This window comes from Mucilaginibacter sp. (genome assembly GCF_965277465.1).
Lineage (GTDB): Bacteria > Bacteroidota > Bacteroidia > Sphingobacteriales > Sphingobacteriaceae > Mucilaginibacter.
On the sequence record NZ_CBDICW010000001.1, the window covers coordinates 1,630,651 to 1,646,732 of the forward strand.

At 42.9% G+C, this 16,082-nt stretch carries 10 protein-coding genes; 6 read left to right on the forward strand and 4 right to left on the reverse strand.

The window, feature by feature from the left end; all coding sequences use genetic code 11:
* Positions 1-138 precede the first annotated feature (138 nt).
* The 3 genes from ACQY4U_RS07425 to odhB all read left to right on the forward strand — a co-directional run bounded on the left by ACQY4U_RS07425 (position 139) and on the right by odhB (position 6,291).
* Complete coding sequence (locus ACQY4U_RS07425; RefSeq protein ID WP_428328757.1) at positions 139-1,452, forward strand: DASH family cryptochrome; 1,314 nt, start codon at positions 139-141, stop codon at positions 1,450-1,452.
* A 329-nt stretch (positions 1,453-1,781) separates the two neighbouring features.
* Entirely contained in the window at positions 1,782-4,586 is a 2,805-nt protein-coding gene (locus ACQY4U_RS07430; RefSeq protein ID WP_428328758.1) for a 2-oxoglutarate dehydrogenase E1 component, read from the forward strand.
* Positions 4,587-4,686: 100 nt separating this feature from the next.
* Complete coding sequence (odhB, locus tag ACQY4U_RS07435; protein ID WP_428328759.1) at positions 4,687-6,291, forward strand: 2-oxoglutarate dehydrogenase complex dihydrolipoyllysine-residue succinyltransferase; 1,605 nt, start codon at positions 4,687-4,689, stop codon at positions 6,289-6,291.
* An 88-nt stretch (positions 6,292-6,379) separates the two neighbouring features.
* On the opposite strand, the gene ACQY4U_RS07440 is transcribed toward odhB, so the two are convergent.
* The 3 genes from ACQY4U_RS07440 to ACQY4U_RS07450 all read right to left on the reverse strand — a co-directional run bounded on the left by ACQY4U_RS07440 (position 6,380) and on the right by ACQY4U_RS07450 (position 8,469).
* The gene (locus ACQY4U_RS07440; protein WP_428328760.1) at positions 6,380-6,841 is read right to left on the reverse strand and encodes a DsrE family protein; all 462 of its coding nucleotides are present in this window, start codon (positions 6,839-6,841) and stop codon (positions 6,380-6,382) included.
* 14 nt (positions 6,842-6,855) lie between these two features.
* Positions 6,856-7,935, reverse strand: a complete 1,080-nt coding sequence (locus tag ACQY4U_RS07445) for a c-type cytochrome (protein ID WP_428328761.1) — start codon at positions 7,933-7,935, stop codon at positions 6,856-6,858.
* Between the two features lie 63 nt (positions 7,936-7,998).
* Positions 7,999-8,469, reverse strand: a complete 471-nt coding sequence (locus ACQY4U_RS07450; protein WP_428328762.1) for a DinB family protein — start codon at positions 8,467-8,469, stop codon at positions 7,999-8,001.
* Between the two features lie 102 nt (positions 8,470-8,571).
* Here ACQY4U_RS07450 and ACQY4U_RS07455 point away from each other — a divergent pair, with 102 nt between their 5' ends.
* Both ACQY4U_RS07455 and ACQY4U_RS07460 read left to right on the forward strand, forming a co-directional pair.
* The gene (locus ACQY4U_RS07455; RefSeq protein WP_428328763.1) at positions 8,572-10,290 is read left to right on the forward strand and encodes an ArnT family glycosyltransferase; all 1,719 of its coding nucleotides are present in this window, start codon (positions 8,572-8,574) and stop codon (positions 10,288-10,290) included.
* Between the two features lie 15 nt (positions 10,291-10,305).
* Complete coding sequence (locus ACQY4U_RS07460) at positions 10,306-11,331, forward strand: hypothetical protein (RefSeq protein ID WP_428328764.1); 1,026 nt, start codon at positions 10,306-10,308, stop codon at positions 11,329-11,331.
* Between the two features lie 71 nt (positions 11,332-11,402).
* Here ACQY4U_RS07460 and ACQY4U_RS07465 read toward each other — a convergent pair whose 3' ends face one another.
* Positions 11,403-12,353 carry a TIGR01212 family radical SAM protein gene (locus tag ACQY4U_RS07465; RefSeq protein ID WP_428328765.1) on the reverse strand — a complete coding sequence of 317 codons (951 nt, stop codon included), beginning with the start codon at positions 12,351-12,353 and terminating at the stop codon, positions 11,403-11,405.
* Between the two features lie 204 nt (positions 12,354-12,557).
* On the opposite strand from ACQY4U_RS07465, the gene ACQY4U_RS07470 reads away from it, so the two are divergent.
* Positions 12,558-16,010 carry a methylmalonyl-CoA mutase family protein gene (locus ACQY4U_RS07470; protein WP_428328766.1) on the forward strand — a complete coding sequence of 1,151 codons (3,453 nt, stop codon included), beginning with the start codon at positions 12,558-12,560 and terminating at the stop codon, positions 16,008-16,010.
* Positions 16,011-16,082: the final 72 nt, after the last annotated feature.

Genomic DNA, 16,082 nt, shown 5'->3' on the forward strand with positions numbered 1-16,082 from the left:
ACGAATTGTGTCTGATTCACACAATAAATAAATAAAGTGTTTAGAGGATGTCAAATAATAGTTACCTATGCGTGTATGAAATAAATAAATTGCAAATTTGTACACTGCTTTAATAATTCAACACCCCTCTGTTTAACTATGAGCGAAAGAGTAATACTGGTATGGTTTAGAAATGATTTGCGTATTCATGATAATGAAATATTGTTAGAAGCGATGCGTAAAGCTGATAAAATAGTGCCGGTTTATTGTTTTGACCCTTTTTATTTTAAACAGAACCCATCAGGTAACACAAAAACGGGGAACATCCGTGCACGCTTCTTGTTGGAGTCGGTAGCTGATCTGCGCCGTAACCTGCAAAAAATTGGTGGCGACTTATTAATACGTGTAGGTAACCCGGCCGAGATATTACCCCAGCTGGCCGATGAATACCATGTTAACGAGGTATACCATCACCGGGAGGTAGCAAACGAAGAAACCGATATATCAGAACAGGTTGAAACTGCTTTATGGAAAATAAAGCTGAACCTTAAGCATTTTATAGGCCATACTTTATACCACAAAGAAGATCTGCCGTTCCCGATAAAGGATATACCGGATAGTTTTGCTGTTTTTAAAAAGAAGGTTGAACGCGACAGTAATGTACGCCCTTGCATAGCCACCCCCGATCATATAGCCATCCCCGAAATAACTGATGCCGGCGAACTGCCAACCTTGCAAATACTGGGCCTTGATGAACCATTGGATGATCCACGGTCGACAGGGCGTTATATAGGTGGCGAGGACGAAGCTTTAGCGCAGTTAGAAAAGTTTTTTGTAAGCAATTGCAATGTTAATTCGGGTAAAAAAGCGGCTAACTCATCCAAATTATCGCCCTGGATAGCACTTGGCTGTATCTCATTGAGGCAGGTTTACTGGGAGGTTACCAAACACCAGCAATTAAATAATATTAACTGTACCGGATTGCTGCTTGATCTGCTATGGCGCGACTATTTCAGGTTCATGTTTAAAAAGCACGGGCAAAAATTTATTATAACCAGTGATGCGGCTGACGAACCTTCGGAATTTGCTGCTAACCAAGATGAGCTTTTTGAAAACTGGAAAAATGGCCAAACCGGGGTGCCAATAGTTGATGCCATTATGCATGAACTTAATGCAACAGGCTATATCAGCAGCAATAGCCGTCAAATTACAGCCTTGTTTTTGGTGAAAGAGCTAAAGGTAGACTGGAAAAAAGGCGCAGCCTACTTTGAAGAAAAACTGATAGATTATTCGCCGGCAAGTAACTGGGGCAACTGGGCATTTGTTGCAGGCGTTAATGATGCCCGCGAAAGCCGTTATACCATTGCCACTTTAGCTACTGCCGACTTAAAGAACGATTATATTGATACTTGGTTACCATCCATAAAGGGTGCTGATTATCCTTCATATTCAGGAAGTTTGGTTATAAAATAAATAGCTTAAATTGTAATATTTCTCCGGATATTACGTCCTATAGTTATTATGAACTCTTTCGAGCAATTTACCTTACTTATCGGCGCAGTTGCAATTATTTTTGAGGGTTTAGGCTACCTGCGCAACTTTCTGCATAAACTGCTTAATTAATCTTCTTAATATTTATCTATCAGTATAATTGAAAAAACAGCCGCATAATTATAGCGTAAACTTATCCCTATATGCACTTATATTACCCAATATTAAGAGTTGGTTAAGTTTTATCAATAAATTATAAAGTTTGTAAACCGATATGCTTACTTTTGTACCGTTTTAAAGATTGGTTTCCCATGGATCGTCTCAACTATATAAACAGCGGGAACGCTGAATACATTAATTCCCTATACGAAGCATTTAAACAAGACCCTGAATCTGTCGACTTTGGCTGGCAGAAATTTTTTGAAGGGTTTGATTTTGGAAAAGATACATCGGCACACGCTGCCCCTGTTGTGGAAACACCAGATCATTTTCTGAAAGAAATAAATGTGCTTAACATGATAGATGGCTACCGTACACGCGGCCACCTGTTTACCAAAACAAACCCTGTTCGCGAGCGCCGCAAATATTTTCCGGGTAAAGAGCTGGAAACATTTGGTTTAAGCGAAGCCGATATGGACACCGTATTTAATGCCGGTGTTGAAGTTGGTTTAGGCCGCGCCAAGCTGCGCGACATCCGCCAGTTGCTGGAGGATACTTATTGCCAGTCGATAGGTGCCGAATACAGGTACATCCGCAACCCGATAAAGATCAAATGGTTTGAAGATAGGATGGAAAGCAAACGCAACACCCCGTCATTTTCTGTTGATGCTAAAAAGCTGATGCTGAATAAACTGAACGAGGCCGTTGTTTTTGAAAACTTTTTAGGTACAAAGTTCCTTGGTCAAAAACGTTTCTCGCTCGAAGGGGCTGAATCATTGATCCCTGCGCTTGATTCGGTTATCCAAAACGGATCAGAGTTAGGTATTGAGGAATTTATTATAGGTATGGCACACCGCGGAAGGCTGAATGTGCTTACCAATATAATGGAGAAACCTTATAAAGAGGTTTTCTCTGAATTTGAAGGTAAAAACTTTGACGAGGATACCCCATTTGGCGGCGATGTTAAATATCACTTAGGTTACTCAACCGATGTGGTTACAGCTGGCGGTAAAAAGGTTCACTTAAGCCTTTGTCCAAACCCATCGCACCTGGAAGCGGTTGATCCTGTTGTTGAGGGCTTAACCCGTTCAAAAATTGATTTTAAATATAATGGAGATCACTCCAAAATAGCCCCTATATTAATACATGGTGATGCTTCTGTAGCTGGCCAGGGTATAGTATACGAGGTTTTACAGATGGAAAAGCTGGACGGTTACCGTACCGGTGGAACCATTCACGTAGTGATCAACAACCAGATAGGTTTCACCACCAACTTTAAGGATGCCCGCTCAAGTACTTATTGTACCGATGTGGCTAAAACTGTATTATCACCCGTTTTTCACGTAAATGGTGATGATGTTGAGGCTTTGGCTTATGTGGTAAACCTTGCAATGGAGTACCGCCAGGTATTTCATGAGGATGTTTTTATCGACATATTATGTTACCGCCGTTATGGCCATAACGAGGCTGATGAACCAAAATTTACCCAGCCGTTATTGTACAAAGCTATTGAGGCGCATCCAAATCCGCTGGAGATCTATAAGCAAAAGCTACAGGCCGAAGGCAGCGTTGATGCTAACTTTGCCTTAGAGCTTGAAAAGAAATTCCGTGCCGAACTGCAAACCAAGCTGGATGAATCAAAAGCGGAAGACAGATTTACCGATACCATCCAGATGTTTGAAGGTGCATGGCAGGGCTTACACCTGGCCACTACCAAAGAGTTCTTTACACCTGTAGATACATCGGTACCTAAGGACGAACTGATAGAGATCGGAAAAAAAATAACCGAACTACCTGCGGGTAAGGAGTTCTTTAAAAAGATAGAAAAGCTTTTTGAAGAGCGTGGCAAAATGGTAAATCAAACGCATGTTTTTGACTGGGCAATGGGCGAATTATTAGCCTACGGTTCATTGTTGAAAGACGGGCACCCGGTTAGGTTAAGCGGCGAGGATGTGAAGAGAGGTACTTTCTCACACCGCCATGCAGTACTTACGCTGGTTGATTCGGAAGATGAATTTATACCATTAGAAACTATAAATGCCGAAGCCAAGCTGAGCATTTATAACTCATTACTATCTGAATATGGTGTATTAGGTTTTGAATATGGCTATGCCCTTGCAAACCCTAATGCATTAACTATATGGGAAGCACAGTTTGGTGACTTCTTTAACGGTGCACAGATCATAGTTGACCAGTACATTGCCAGTGCCGAAACTAAATGGCAGCGTGGTAACGGTTTGGTTATGTTATTGCCGCATGGTTATGAAGGCCAGGGCCCTGAGCATTCATCAGCGCGTATTGAGCGTTTTATGGAGCTTTGTGCCGATAGCAATATCCAGGTTGCAAATTGCACCACCCCTGCAAACTTCTTCCATATTTTAAGAAGACAGATGCTGAGGGATTTCCGCAAGCCGCTGATCATCTTTACACCAAAAAGCTTGCTGCGAAGCCCTAAATGTGTATCAAAACTGGAAGAGTTTACCAACGGTAAGTTCCATGAGCTGATAGACGATGAGTACGCAGATCCTAAAAAAGTAAAACGCGTATTGCTTTGTACCGGTAAGATCTATTACGATCTGCTTGAAAAACAACAGGCTGATAAACGTAAGGATGTTGCCATAGTACGTATTGAGCAGTTATATCCTACACCTGTTGTACAGATCCTTAAAATAAAAGGAAAATACAGCAAGGCTACCGAGTTTATATGGGTACAGGAAGAGCCTGAAAACATGGGTGCATGGCCTTACATTTGCCGTAAATTCCATAACGATAAGGTGATAAACCTTTACGTAATTTCAAGGCACGAAGGCAGCAGTACCGCTACAGGTTTTGCTAAGCAGCATGCTGCACAGCAATTGCACATTGTATCAAAAGCATTTGAAGCACCTGCCGGTAAACAGGTAAAGGCTGCCGTTAAGGCAACTACCGAAAAAATGGCGAATGTTGGTGCCGACTGATTTGTAAAGGCACAATGATTTTGTGCTTTTAGTTACAAACAATAATAATCATAAAAGGGGCGCAATATATTGCGCCTTTATAAAAATACAAAATTCAACCATGAGTTTAACTATTAAAGTTCCGCCGGTTGGCGAATCAATTACCGAAGTAACCTTATCTGCCTGGCTAAAAAAAGATGGCGATGTTGTTAAGATGGACGAAGTAATTGCCGAATTAGAATCAGACAAAGCCACTTTTGAGCTTACTGCCGAAAAAGCCGGTATTTTAAAAACAGTAGCCAAAGAAGGCGATACCCTTGCAATTGGCGCTGTTGTAGCCAGCATTGAAGATGGCGGTGCTGCACCGGTAGTTGCAGAAGCTGCTCCTGCTGCCCAACCACAGCCCGAAGTTGTTGCCAATGCACCAGCCCCTGCACCTGTTAACGGTACACCGGTAAATGCTGCACCTGCTGCTACAGGCGGATCATTACAAGTAAAAGTACCAACCGTAGGCGAATCAATCACTGAAGTTACCTTGTCACGCTGGATGAAAAAAGACGGCGATACGGTTGCTATGGATGAGGCCATTGCCGAACTGGAATCAGATAAAGCTACATTTGAATTAACTGCCGAAAAAGCAGGCGTATTAAAAACTATAGCCAAAGAAGGTGATGTTTTAGCCATTGGCGCTGTTGTTTGTACCATTGAAGGTGCAGGCGCATCGGCCCCGGCTGCTGCACCAACGGCTACTCCAGATGCTGCCCCGGCAACAAATGGTAAAGCTACAACTTACGCATCAGGCACTCCATCGCCTGCTGCTGCCAAGATCCTTGCCGAAAAAGGTGTTGCCGCTGGTTCTGTAAGCGGAACAGGTGTTGCAGGCCGCATCACTAAAGAAGATGCCTTATTGGCCGAAAAAGTTTCTGAAAATCCACAGGTGAGCAAAGAAGCCCAGCAGGCTATTGCACCTGCAAAAGCCGAAATACCAAGCCCTAAACCAGCTGCCGCTGCTGCCCCTACCGGAGCAAGATCTGATCGTCGCGAAAAAATGTCGTCGTTACGTAAAACTGTTGCTAAACGTTTAGTAGCGGTTAAAAACGAAACTGCGATGCTTACCACCTTTAACGAAGTGGATATGGCACCGATAATGGAGATCCGCAGCAAATACAAAGATAAATTTAAAGAGAAACACGGTGTTGGCTTAGGCTTTATGTCGTTCTTTACCAAAGCTGTTTGCGAGGCATTGAAAGACTGGCCGGCTGTTAACGCACGTATAGAAGGCGAAGAAGTGGTTTACAGTAATTTTGCTGACATCTCTATCGCTGTATCGGCACCTAAAGGTTTGGTGGTTCCGGTTATCCGCAATGCAGAGAGCATGAGCCTTGCCGAAATTGAAAAGGCTGTTGTTGCACTTGCCGTTAAAGCCCGCGAAAACAAGTTGACCTTAGAGGAAATGACAGGTGGTACATTTACCATTACCAATGGCGGTGTATTCGGTTCAATGATGTCAACCCCGATATTGAACTCGCCGCAATCAGCTATATTAGGTATGCACAACATTATTGAGCGCCCGGTTGCCGTTAACGGACAAGTAGTTATCCGCCCGATGATGTATCTTGCCTTATCATACGATCACCGTATTATTGATGGCCGCGAATCGGTTAGCTTCCTGGTAAGAGTAAAACAATTGCTGGAAGATCCTGCAAGGTTATTATTAGGTGTGTAAGCCTTTTAAGGTTTCCTCAATAAAAGAGAGTATTAAAATACAGATATATAAAAACCCGGTTTAAGCCGGGTTTTTTATTGAGTGATATTTAGTAGGCAGTGGGCTGTACAACGGCCCATCCGTCGTAATGCCTCAAAATTATTTCGCCGTTGCCGCTGGGCACGTACACAACAAACGGAAACAGATCATTCCTGCTGATGTTCATGGCTACAACGGTATTATTGCATTCGGCAAAAACAACACCTTTGTCATAAAGCTCCTTTAATTGCTTTTCGTAAGGGCCGCTTTTTTTGTAAATATTCACCCCTGTTGAGTATGCGATCAACTCAATATGTAGTTTCCCTTTTAAGCGCCTGTCTTCCAAAGCATTTGCTATAAAATGAAGTGTCGCCTGTATCTTATGGTCATCGCCCGAGTTTAAAATGTACAGGGCATCATAGTGGCTCAGTTTAGCCGTTGCCCCGGCCAGGGTAGTATCAGCCTGTGCATGTACGGGTTTTGCAAAAGCTAATAATGCCAGTGCGATTAAAATGGATAGGTGTGTTTTCATGGTGGTTAAAGTTTTTATGATTTTTTAGTAGCTGTTTCTGTTTGCGCATCCTTAATAGGCTTAAATGGTCCATACTTATGCTGCTGCTGGCTAAACTTATCTGCATAGGGGCCAAATGGAGCGTCTATAGGTTTATTCTTTAAATTTTGCCAGTCGTTATGCTGATCCCTGTGCGGGCGTGGCTGCGAATTTACAAAGGCGGCAACGTTCCACGCCTGTTCGTTGGTTAATTGCGGATTTTGGTAGGTAGCGCCAAAAGGCATATTATCTTTCACAAAACCTGCAAAATTACCAAGCCGGTACATCCCCGCACCATCATTATAGCTATGATTGCCCCATAACGGTGGATAGATATAAGAACTTTTATCTGCTGCCAATAACCCTTCGCCATTTGCGCCATGGCACTTTTTACACATAGAAACATATACTGCTTTCCCTTTAAGCGGATCGGCAGCATAGTTTAAATAGGGGAGCTTTTCTGTTGCGGTACCATACAAGGGCTTACCTTTCTTTACGTTTTGGCCCAGCCACTTCATGTAAGCGAGCATGGCTTGTATTTCCCGGCCATTGGTATCAGGTGATCTGCCGGCTAAACTGCGCTCAAAACATTCGGCAATGCGTTCTGATGCAGGTTCAACCTTGCCGCTGCGGTTACTCATTTTTGGGTAGCTTGCTATAAAACCCGCATAATTATTCCCGAAGATCCTGCTGCCGCCATCTAGGTGACAGTTTTGGCAATTCATCCCGTTGGAGAAATAGGCAATGCTTCCTTTTGGGCCCAGGTAGTTTGCGGTATGCGCTAAAAGTTCTCTTCCGTAGCGAATCATGTCGCCGGTTTTGCCTTTCGGAATGGTAGCTACATCCGGGGCCTTCCATATATCTGCAACCGGGTTTGTATTTACTGCTTTTGCAATAACAGTTTGATGATTTGCCGTTTGATTTTCCGGGACTATAGCCGTTGCCGGCGGTGAATTATTAAACAGGGATATGATTAACAGGAAAAGGCAGACAACCGCTATCATGCTAATAATGATGATATAGCGGGATACCCTGATTATAGCTTTTAAGATGTATCTATCGTCTTTAGGCTTCAAAGCTGATTGTGATTGAAGTATTAAAGATAGTAAAATTTGTAAAAGAGCTAATTCAGTAATTTTTTATGCAGTCTGTACAATGCTTCTTTTTAAGGCAGCAATATATCCCATGTGAAATCCTTCGTGAAAAGGTAAAAACTCAATGGCATCTTCAACACTCGTTAACTCAACCCCATAGCGTGTGGTTACAGCAGTGTATTGTTTAAAAAGGCCGCTATCATAATCGTTTGCTAACTGATCGACAGAAGTAAGCAGGAGTGTTTTTATTTTTTCAATCTCAATTTCATTAACAAAGCCTTCTGGTCTGGTACCTGGCTTATAGGTTGCCACAAAGCTCTGCTCTGCACTGGTTGGCAATCCCGAACGGATGTAGCATATCGCTTCCTGGGCTGCAATTAAATGGGCCACATTCCAAATTATGTTATTATTAAAATTGGCGGGTATCTCATTAAACTGTTCAGTGCTTAACCCCTCAATCATTTTAATAAGGTTGATTCTTAAGGTTTTGATGGTATTAATAGACTTGCTTATCATGCTGCTAATTTGATAAAATAAAATAGTACTACCATGCAATGTGCTTTTTTCCTTATTCGCTTTTATTATACCTTTACAGCGCATTTTGCTATTTAAATAATAATGTCGGGTATCTCCATCAGCAATTCATCAAAGTACAATAAGATCATTTTTTATTTTCTTTTAGCGTGGACGATACTGAATGCCATACAGGCTTATACTTTAGAGCTGCAAGGCGACGAGGCTTATTATTGGATGTACTCCCGCTACCTGGATTGGGGTTATTTTGATCACCCGCCAATGGTGGCCCTGTTTATCCGCATAGGGGATAGCATTATGCACAATGAGTTTTGTCTGCGGCTTATTACGGTTTTAGCAAGCTCAACTTCCATCTGGTTATTATGGCTTACCCTCAAAAAATATGAGGTTGATGCCCGTGCGTTTGTACTGGTAATCTCGGGTATATTTATATTCCATATATATGGATTTACAACCACGCCCGATGTACCGCTGTTCTTTTTTACGGTACTGTTCTACTTCCTATACCAGCAATATCTTGAAAAAGATAGATGGGGGCTTGCTGTATTATTAGGCATTACGGTAGCTTGTTTATTGTACAGTAAATACAATGGTATATTGGTTATAGGCTTTACACTGCTGGCTAATTTAAAGCTGCTAAAAAGGGTTTCTTTTTGGGGGATAGTTGTTTTAGCCGTAGCCTTATATGTTCCGCATATTTTATGGCAGGCCAATCATGGTTACCCATCCATCAATTACCATTTGTTTGAGCGCTCTGCCGATACTTACAGCTTTTCAAATACCTTTTCCTACATCCCCGGGCAGCTGTTAATGGCTGGTCCGCTGGTGGGTTGGTTCTTGTTCTGCAAGGCTTTTACCATTAAAATAAAAGATGCATTTATCAGGTGCCTGCTGGTAAACTGCGTGGGTACATTTATCTTTTTCCTGATCAGCAGTGTAAAAGGCGAAGTACAGCCGCAGTGGACATTCATCCTGTTTGCCCCGCTGGTTATGTTAGCAACTATAAAGCTAAAACAGCTTGGCGGCTGGCCAAAATGGTTCCTGCCCTTAGCCGTGGTTAACGTAAGTATCATTTTAGTGGTGCGCATTATAATAATTGCAGGTTTCGGCTTTGCCAAAACTTACGGGCACTTAAAAAGCTATTATGGTTTTAAGGATTGGGCCAAAGAGGTTAAGCACCGTGCCGGTGATAGTTATGTGGTAATGAGCGAGGGTTTTCAAAATCCATCAAAATACAATTACTACACCAACAGCCTTAAATGCTTTGCTTATGATACCCGCTACTACCGGCTAACCCAGTTTGATATATGGCCGATGGAAGACAGCATTCAGCATAAAAAAGTATTATACCTTACCTATTACCCGGTAAAGGGCCTCACAACCGATTCCATCAAAATGCCTGCCGGTACCTGGTACACGGCATGGGTTAATGATGTGCGAACCTATCAAAAAGTAAATTTTGAAACCACCGAAACGCAAGTAACTACAACAGTGGCAGGTAATACCACATTCGATCTTACGGTTACCAACCCTTACCACTACCCAATTAAATTTACCGATACCGGTTACCTGCACCCTGTTAAGTTAGAAGCTTGCTTTTTTAAGGGTAATGAACTGGTTAGCGTGCAGGAGGCAAAGGATACTTACAAAAAAATAAGTTTACAACCCGGTGAAAGTACCCATTATACTTTTAATGTAACTTCGCCGTTGAAAGCAGGGAATTTCGATTTGATCTTTTCATTGCGTACCGATCCATTCCCCGGTAGTAAAAACAGCAGGATAATTAAAATAACAGTTAAATAAATACCCCAACCCTACATGATAAAAAAATTTTACTTCATCATCTTCTTTTCGTTAATAACAAGCAGTGCAGCATTGGCGCAAAGTCTTGATATTGGTTTTAATGCCCTCGGCTTTTTGGATAACCGCGAGTATAAAGACTTTGTGGCGCGTTCACGCACCTATTCAGGAACCCGTATAGTGCTCGACCTGGGCATTAACTTAGATAGTTTAAATCACTTTATTGTAGGTGTAAATGCTATCCATGAGTTTGGCGCCATCCCCTATTTTTTAAAGGTAAACCCGGTTGCTTACTATAAATACGAAAGCCATAACTGGCTGTTTAATGCGGGTGAGTTTCCGCGCGAGGGCTTGATAGATAATTATCCGCGTGCATTGCTGAATGATACCCTGCGTTATTACCGCCCCAATGTTGAAGGTTTGTTGGCCCGTTACCGTAACGAGCACTTCACCGAAACCGGCTGGATTGACTGGGTAAGCAGGCAAACGCAAACCCAGCGCGAGCAATTCTTGTTCGGCTTTGAGGGTAAGTGGAAACCATCATTAAGTGGTCCGTTCTATGTTTCGCATTATGTATTAATGATGCACGATGCCGGTGCCGAGATCTTGCTGCCGAATGATCATATTGGCGACAATGGTGGCGCGCAGGTAAGGTTAGGGCTTGATTTTAGCCATAAGCAAACCACTTTTGATTCGCTTTCTGTTGAAGCGGGTGCAATGGTTTCATTTCAGCGCGAGCGCGGTTTAGATGGTTTTAAAACGCCAAAAGGCTTTGTTGCCAGTGCTTATATCAGTTATCACCGCTTTGCTGCTTTTGATGAGTTTTATGCAGGACAAGGATCAACTACCGAATATGGTGATGCCTTTTATGAAAAGAAATTTTATGATCGCTTAGACCTGATGTTTACGCCTTTCCTGTTTGACAGGATAAAAGGGCAGTTCATTCTGAGCATACACCGCACACCGGGCTTTACCAGTAACCAGGAAGCCTTTAGGGTAACGTTTGATTTAGGCAGAAAAACCTTGTTGAGATTTAAAGATTAATCCTTATGGGTTAACAGACATAAAGACAAGAGGGACACAATACACATTATGCCCCTCTTGTCTTTTAAGGATTATTTATTGTAAGCAGATCCCTGTACAACGCCCCTGCTTAAAATGCGCTGGTCGATATAGTATTGGATCTCTGATTTTTTTAAGCCCCAATTAGGCGCAATCAGCAGTTCGCGGTCGCTTAGCCCAAACAGACGCTGAATAACAATATCAGGGCGCACCAGTGGTAATAACTCGCACAAAAAGTCGGCATATTCATTAATAGTGAAAACCTTAAACGGTTCGCGTTTATATTTTACACCCATTACCGAGCCTTCAACAATATGCAGGTGGTGAAATTTTACAAATTTTATCTGCGGAAAGCGGTTGATCTCATCTGCATAGCGAAGCATCATTTCGTGTGTTTCCCAGGGGAAACCAAAAATGGTGTGCACACAAACATCAAGCTTGCTGTTTTCAACTAACTTTAATGCTTTTATAAGTTCTTCATGGTCGCAGCCACGGTTGATCTGGGCAAGGGTATCGTTGTATATTGATTCCATCCCCATTTCTAAATCCACATCAAACCTGTCGGTGTAACTTTCCAGTAACGCTATTTTCTCGGCATCAATACAATCCGGGCGCGTACCAACTGATAGGCCCACAATATCTTCGGTGCCATAGCTCAAGGCTTCGTCGTACATCATTTTTAAATAATGTGCCGGGGCGTAAGTATTGGTATTAGGCTGAAAGTAAATGATAAATTTATCGGCTTTGTTACCCGTACGGGCACGTTCCATGCCTTGTATCACCTGCTCGCGTACGGTAGGCGCATTACGCGATACAGAGGGAGTGAAAGAATCAACATTACAATATGTACAGCCGCCATAACCTTTTGAGCCATCGCGGTTGGGGCAGGTAAAACCGCCATCCACTATCACTTTAAACACCCGGTGCCCTTTGTACTTCTCTTTAAGCCAGGGCCCGTAGTTATTATATCCCTTTTCCCAAACTGCTGTTTCTGTTGCCTGCATTTGCTGCAAAGATAAGGTTTTTTGATGTGGGATAGAAAATGTGCCGTTTAAGCATATATTAGCGTATCCACATTTACAAAACAGAGGAGAATGGCAGATGCCAAAGGAGTATTGGGCGTTGTATTGCGCACATATTATTATGCAAGCATAGTATTTTCAACTGTTATTTATATTAATTTTGTGTAACCACTAATTATAGCCTTCATGGAAAGCATTGCGCCCTATAAATCTACCTACAAAATCCGTTTTGTAACTGCAGCTTCACTGTTTGACGGGCACGATGCTACCATAAACATTATGCGCAGGATCTTGCAGTCGTCGGGAGCCGAGGTGATCCACTTAGGGCATAACCGCTCAGTTGATGAGGTGGTGAACTGCGCCATACAGGAAGATGTACAAGGCATTGCGCTAACCAGCTACCAGGGCGGCCATGTTGAATATTTTAAATACATGCACGATCTGCTGAAAGAGCGCGGCGCCGGCCATATCAAAATTTTCGGTGGGGGCGGTGGTGTGTTTTTACCTGATGAAATTGCCGAGCTGCAGGCTTATGGAATAGCAAAGATCTATTCGCCCGATGATGGCCGTACGATGGGTTTACAGGGCATGATCAATGATATGCTGCAGCAATGCGATTTTCAGCATAAAATAAAACTGAACGGCGAGCTTAAACACCTGCCCCAAAAAGATATAAAGGCGATAGCCACCGCTATAAGTATTGTGGAGAACTACCCGGCCGAGGCTGATCATTTTTTAAGCGAGGTGCATAAAATAATCAGTACCGGCAATGTGCCGGTTTTGGGTATTACGGGTACAGGTGGTTCCGGAAAATCATCATTGGTTGATGAGTTTGTTCGCCGGTTTTTAATGGAAACCGATAAAACGCTGGCCATTATTTCGGTAGATCCCTCAAAAAGAAAAACAGGCGGGGCTTTGCTTGGCGACAGGATCAGGATGACTGCGATTAACAGTCCGCGGGTGTACATGCGTTCGCTGGCAACGCGGCAGGCTAATCTGGCGCTGTCAAAACACGTGCAGGAAAGCATCGATATCTGCAAGGCAGCCGGATATGATTTGATCATTGTTGAAACATCAGGCATCGGGCAGTCGGATACGATGATAACTGATTATTGCGATCTTTCGCTTTATGTGATGACCCCCGAATTTGGCGCAGCAACCCAATTAGAAAAAATTGATATGCTGGACTTTGCCGACATTGTAGCCCTTAACAAATTTGATAAACGCGGCGCATTGGATGCCATCCGCGATGTGCGCAAGCAATATAAACGCAACCACCAGCTATTTACTGCTAAAGACGACGAGATCCCGGTTTACGGTACCATGGCATCGCAGTTTAACGATCCGGGAATGAATACCCTTTTTGCTGCGCTGATGAAAACCATAAAAGCAAAAACCGGGGTTGATTTGGCAGCAGGCAAGCAGCATATTGTAGCAAAGCCACAGGGTGAATCTGAAAAGATCTATATCATTCCCCCCGACCGTAACCGATACCTTGCTGAAATTGCCGAAAGCAGCATAGCGTATAAAGATTGGGTAAATGAGCAGTGCAAAATTGCGCAGCAACTTTATGGCTTGAGCATCACCCTGGATCTTTCCAAAGAAAATAAAGTAAAGGACTTGCAAGGTGAAGTCCACTCCAATGGAAATGATTTAGGTGATGCATTACTGGATATACAACAGCACCTGCAGGAACAATTACACCCCGAATGCAGACGCCTGCTTAAGCAATGGCCCGATACCATTAAACAATACACTGCCGAAAATTTTATTTATAAGGTGCGCGATAAAGAGATCAAACAGCCGCTTTATTATACCTCATTATCGCAGTTACAGATCCCTAAAATTTCATTGCCTAAATATGAGGCATGGGGCGATATTTTACGTTGGCTGCTTACCGAGAACCTGCCGGGAGAGTTCCCATATACTTCAGGTGTTTTTCCGCTGAAGCGTGATGGTGAAGACCCAACCAGGATGTTTGCAGGTGAGGGCGGCCCCGAGCGGACTAACAAAAGGTTTCATTATGTATCATTAGGGCAACCCGCTCACCGTTTATCAACCGCCTTTGATTCTGTTACCCTATATGGTGAAGACCCACATACCCGGCCGGATATTTATGGTAAAATTGGTAATTCAGGGGTAAGCATTGCCACGCTTGATGATGCTAAAAAACTGTATTCCGGTTTTGATCTGTGCAGCGCATCAACCTCTGTTTCCATGACTATTAACGGCCCGGCACCTATGTTGCTTGGCTTTTTTATGAATGCAGCGATTGATCAGCAGTGCGAAAAATATATTATTGAGCATCACTTAGAACATTTGGTTGAAGCAAAGTTTAAGGAAGTGTATGATGATAAAGGATTAAGCAGGCCAAAATATCAAAGCCTGACCCCGGCCCTCTCCAAAGGAGAGGATTTAGGTGAGGCTTTACCAGCTGGCAACAGCGGCCTCGGATTAATGCTGCTGGGTTTAACCGGAGATCAGATTCTGGCGGCAGATGTTTATGCAAAAATTAAAGCCTATGCCATTGCTAATGTAAGGGGTACTGTACAGGCAGATATTTTGAAAGAAGACCAGGCACAAAACACCTGTATCTTTTCAACCGAGTTTGCCCTGCGGATGATGGGTGATATTCAGCAATACTTTATTGATGAAAAGGTGCGTAACTTTTATTCGGTTTCTATATCCGGCTATCATATTGCCGAAGCGGGGGCCAATCCGGTTACACAGTTAGCTTTCACCTTATCAAACGGGTTTACTTATGTAGAATATTACCTGAGCCGGGGTATGCATATTGATGATTTTGCGCCAAACCTGTCATTCTTTTTTAGCAATGGTATTGATCCGGAATATTCGGTAATTGGCCGTGTGGCAAGGCGCATCTGGGCCAAGGCCGTTAAAAATAAATATAAGGGCAATGATCGTTCGCAAAAGCTGAAGTATCATATTCAAACCAGCGGCAGGTCGTTACATGCACAGGAGATTGATTTTAACGATATCCGTACCACGCTGCAAGCCTTATATGCAATTTATGATAACTGTAATTCATTGCATACTAATGCGTATGATGAGGCAATAACTACCCCGACAGAAGAATCTGTTCGCCGTGCTATGGCCATCCAGCTTATTATTAACAGGGAATTGGGTTTGGCAAAAAACGAGAACCCTTTGCAAGGCGCTTTTATTATTGAGGAACTTACTGATTTGGTTGAGGAAGCCGTATTGACCGAGTTTAAGGCAATAAACGACAGGGGTGGGGTATTAGGTGCTATGGAAACCATGTATCAGCGCAGCAAGATACAGGAAGAGTCGTTGTATTACGAAACACTGAAACATACCGGCGAATACCCTATTGTAGGGGTAAATACCTTTCTGAATAAAAATGGATCGCCAACTATTGTGCCATCAGAGGTGATCAGGGCTACTGAAGAAGAAAAACAATTCCAGATAGAGGCGTTGCATAAATTTCAGCAAAGAAATGAGCACACGATTCCCCAATTATTGAAAAACCTGCAAAAGACCGCCATAGCCGGAGAAAATATTTTTGAAAGCCTGATGGAAGCTTGTAAGTATTGCTCGCTGGGTCAAATATCAAATGCATTGTATGAAGTAGGCGGGCAGTACCGGAGGAATATGTAGCACATGCTCAACAATCTTTACAATTATAGAGCGACAGGCAGGATAACCGATTAACGCAATTTATCCTGCCTG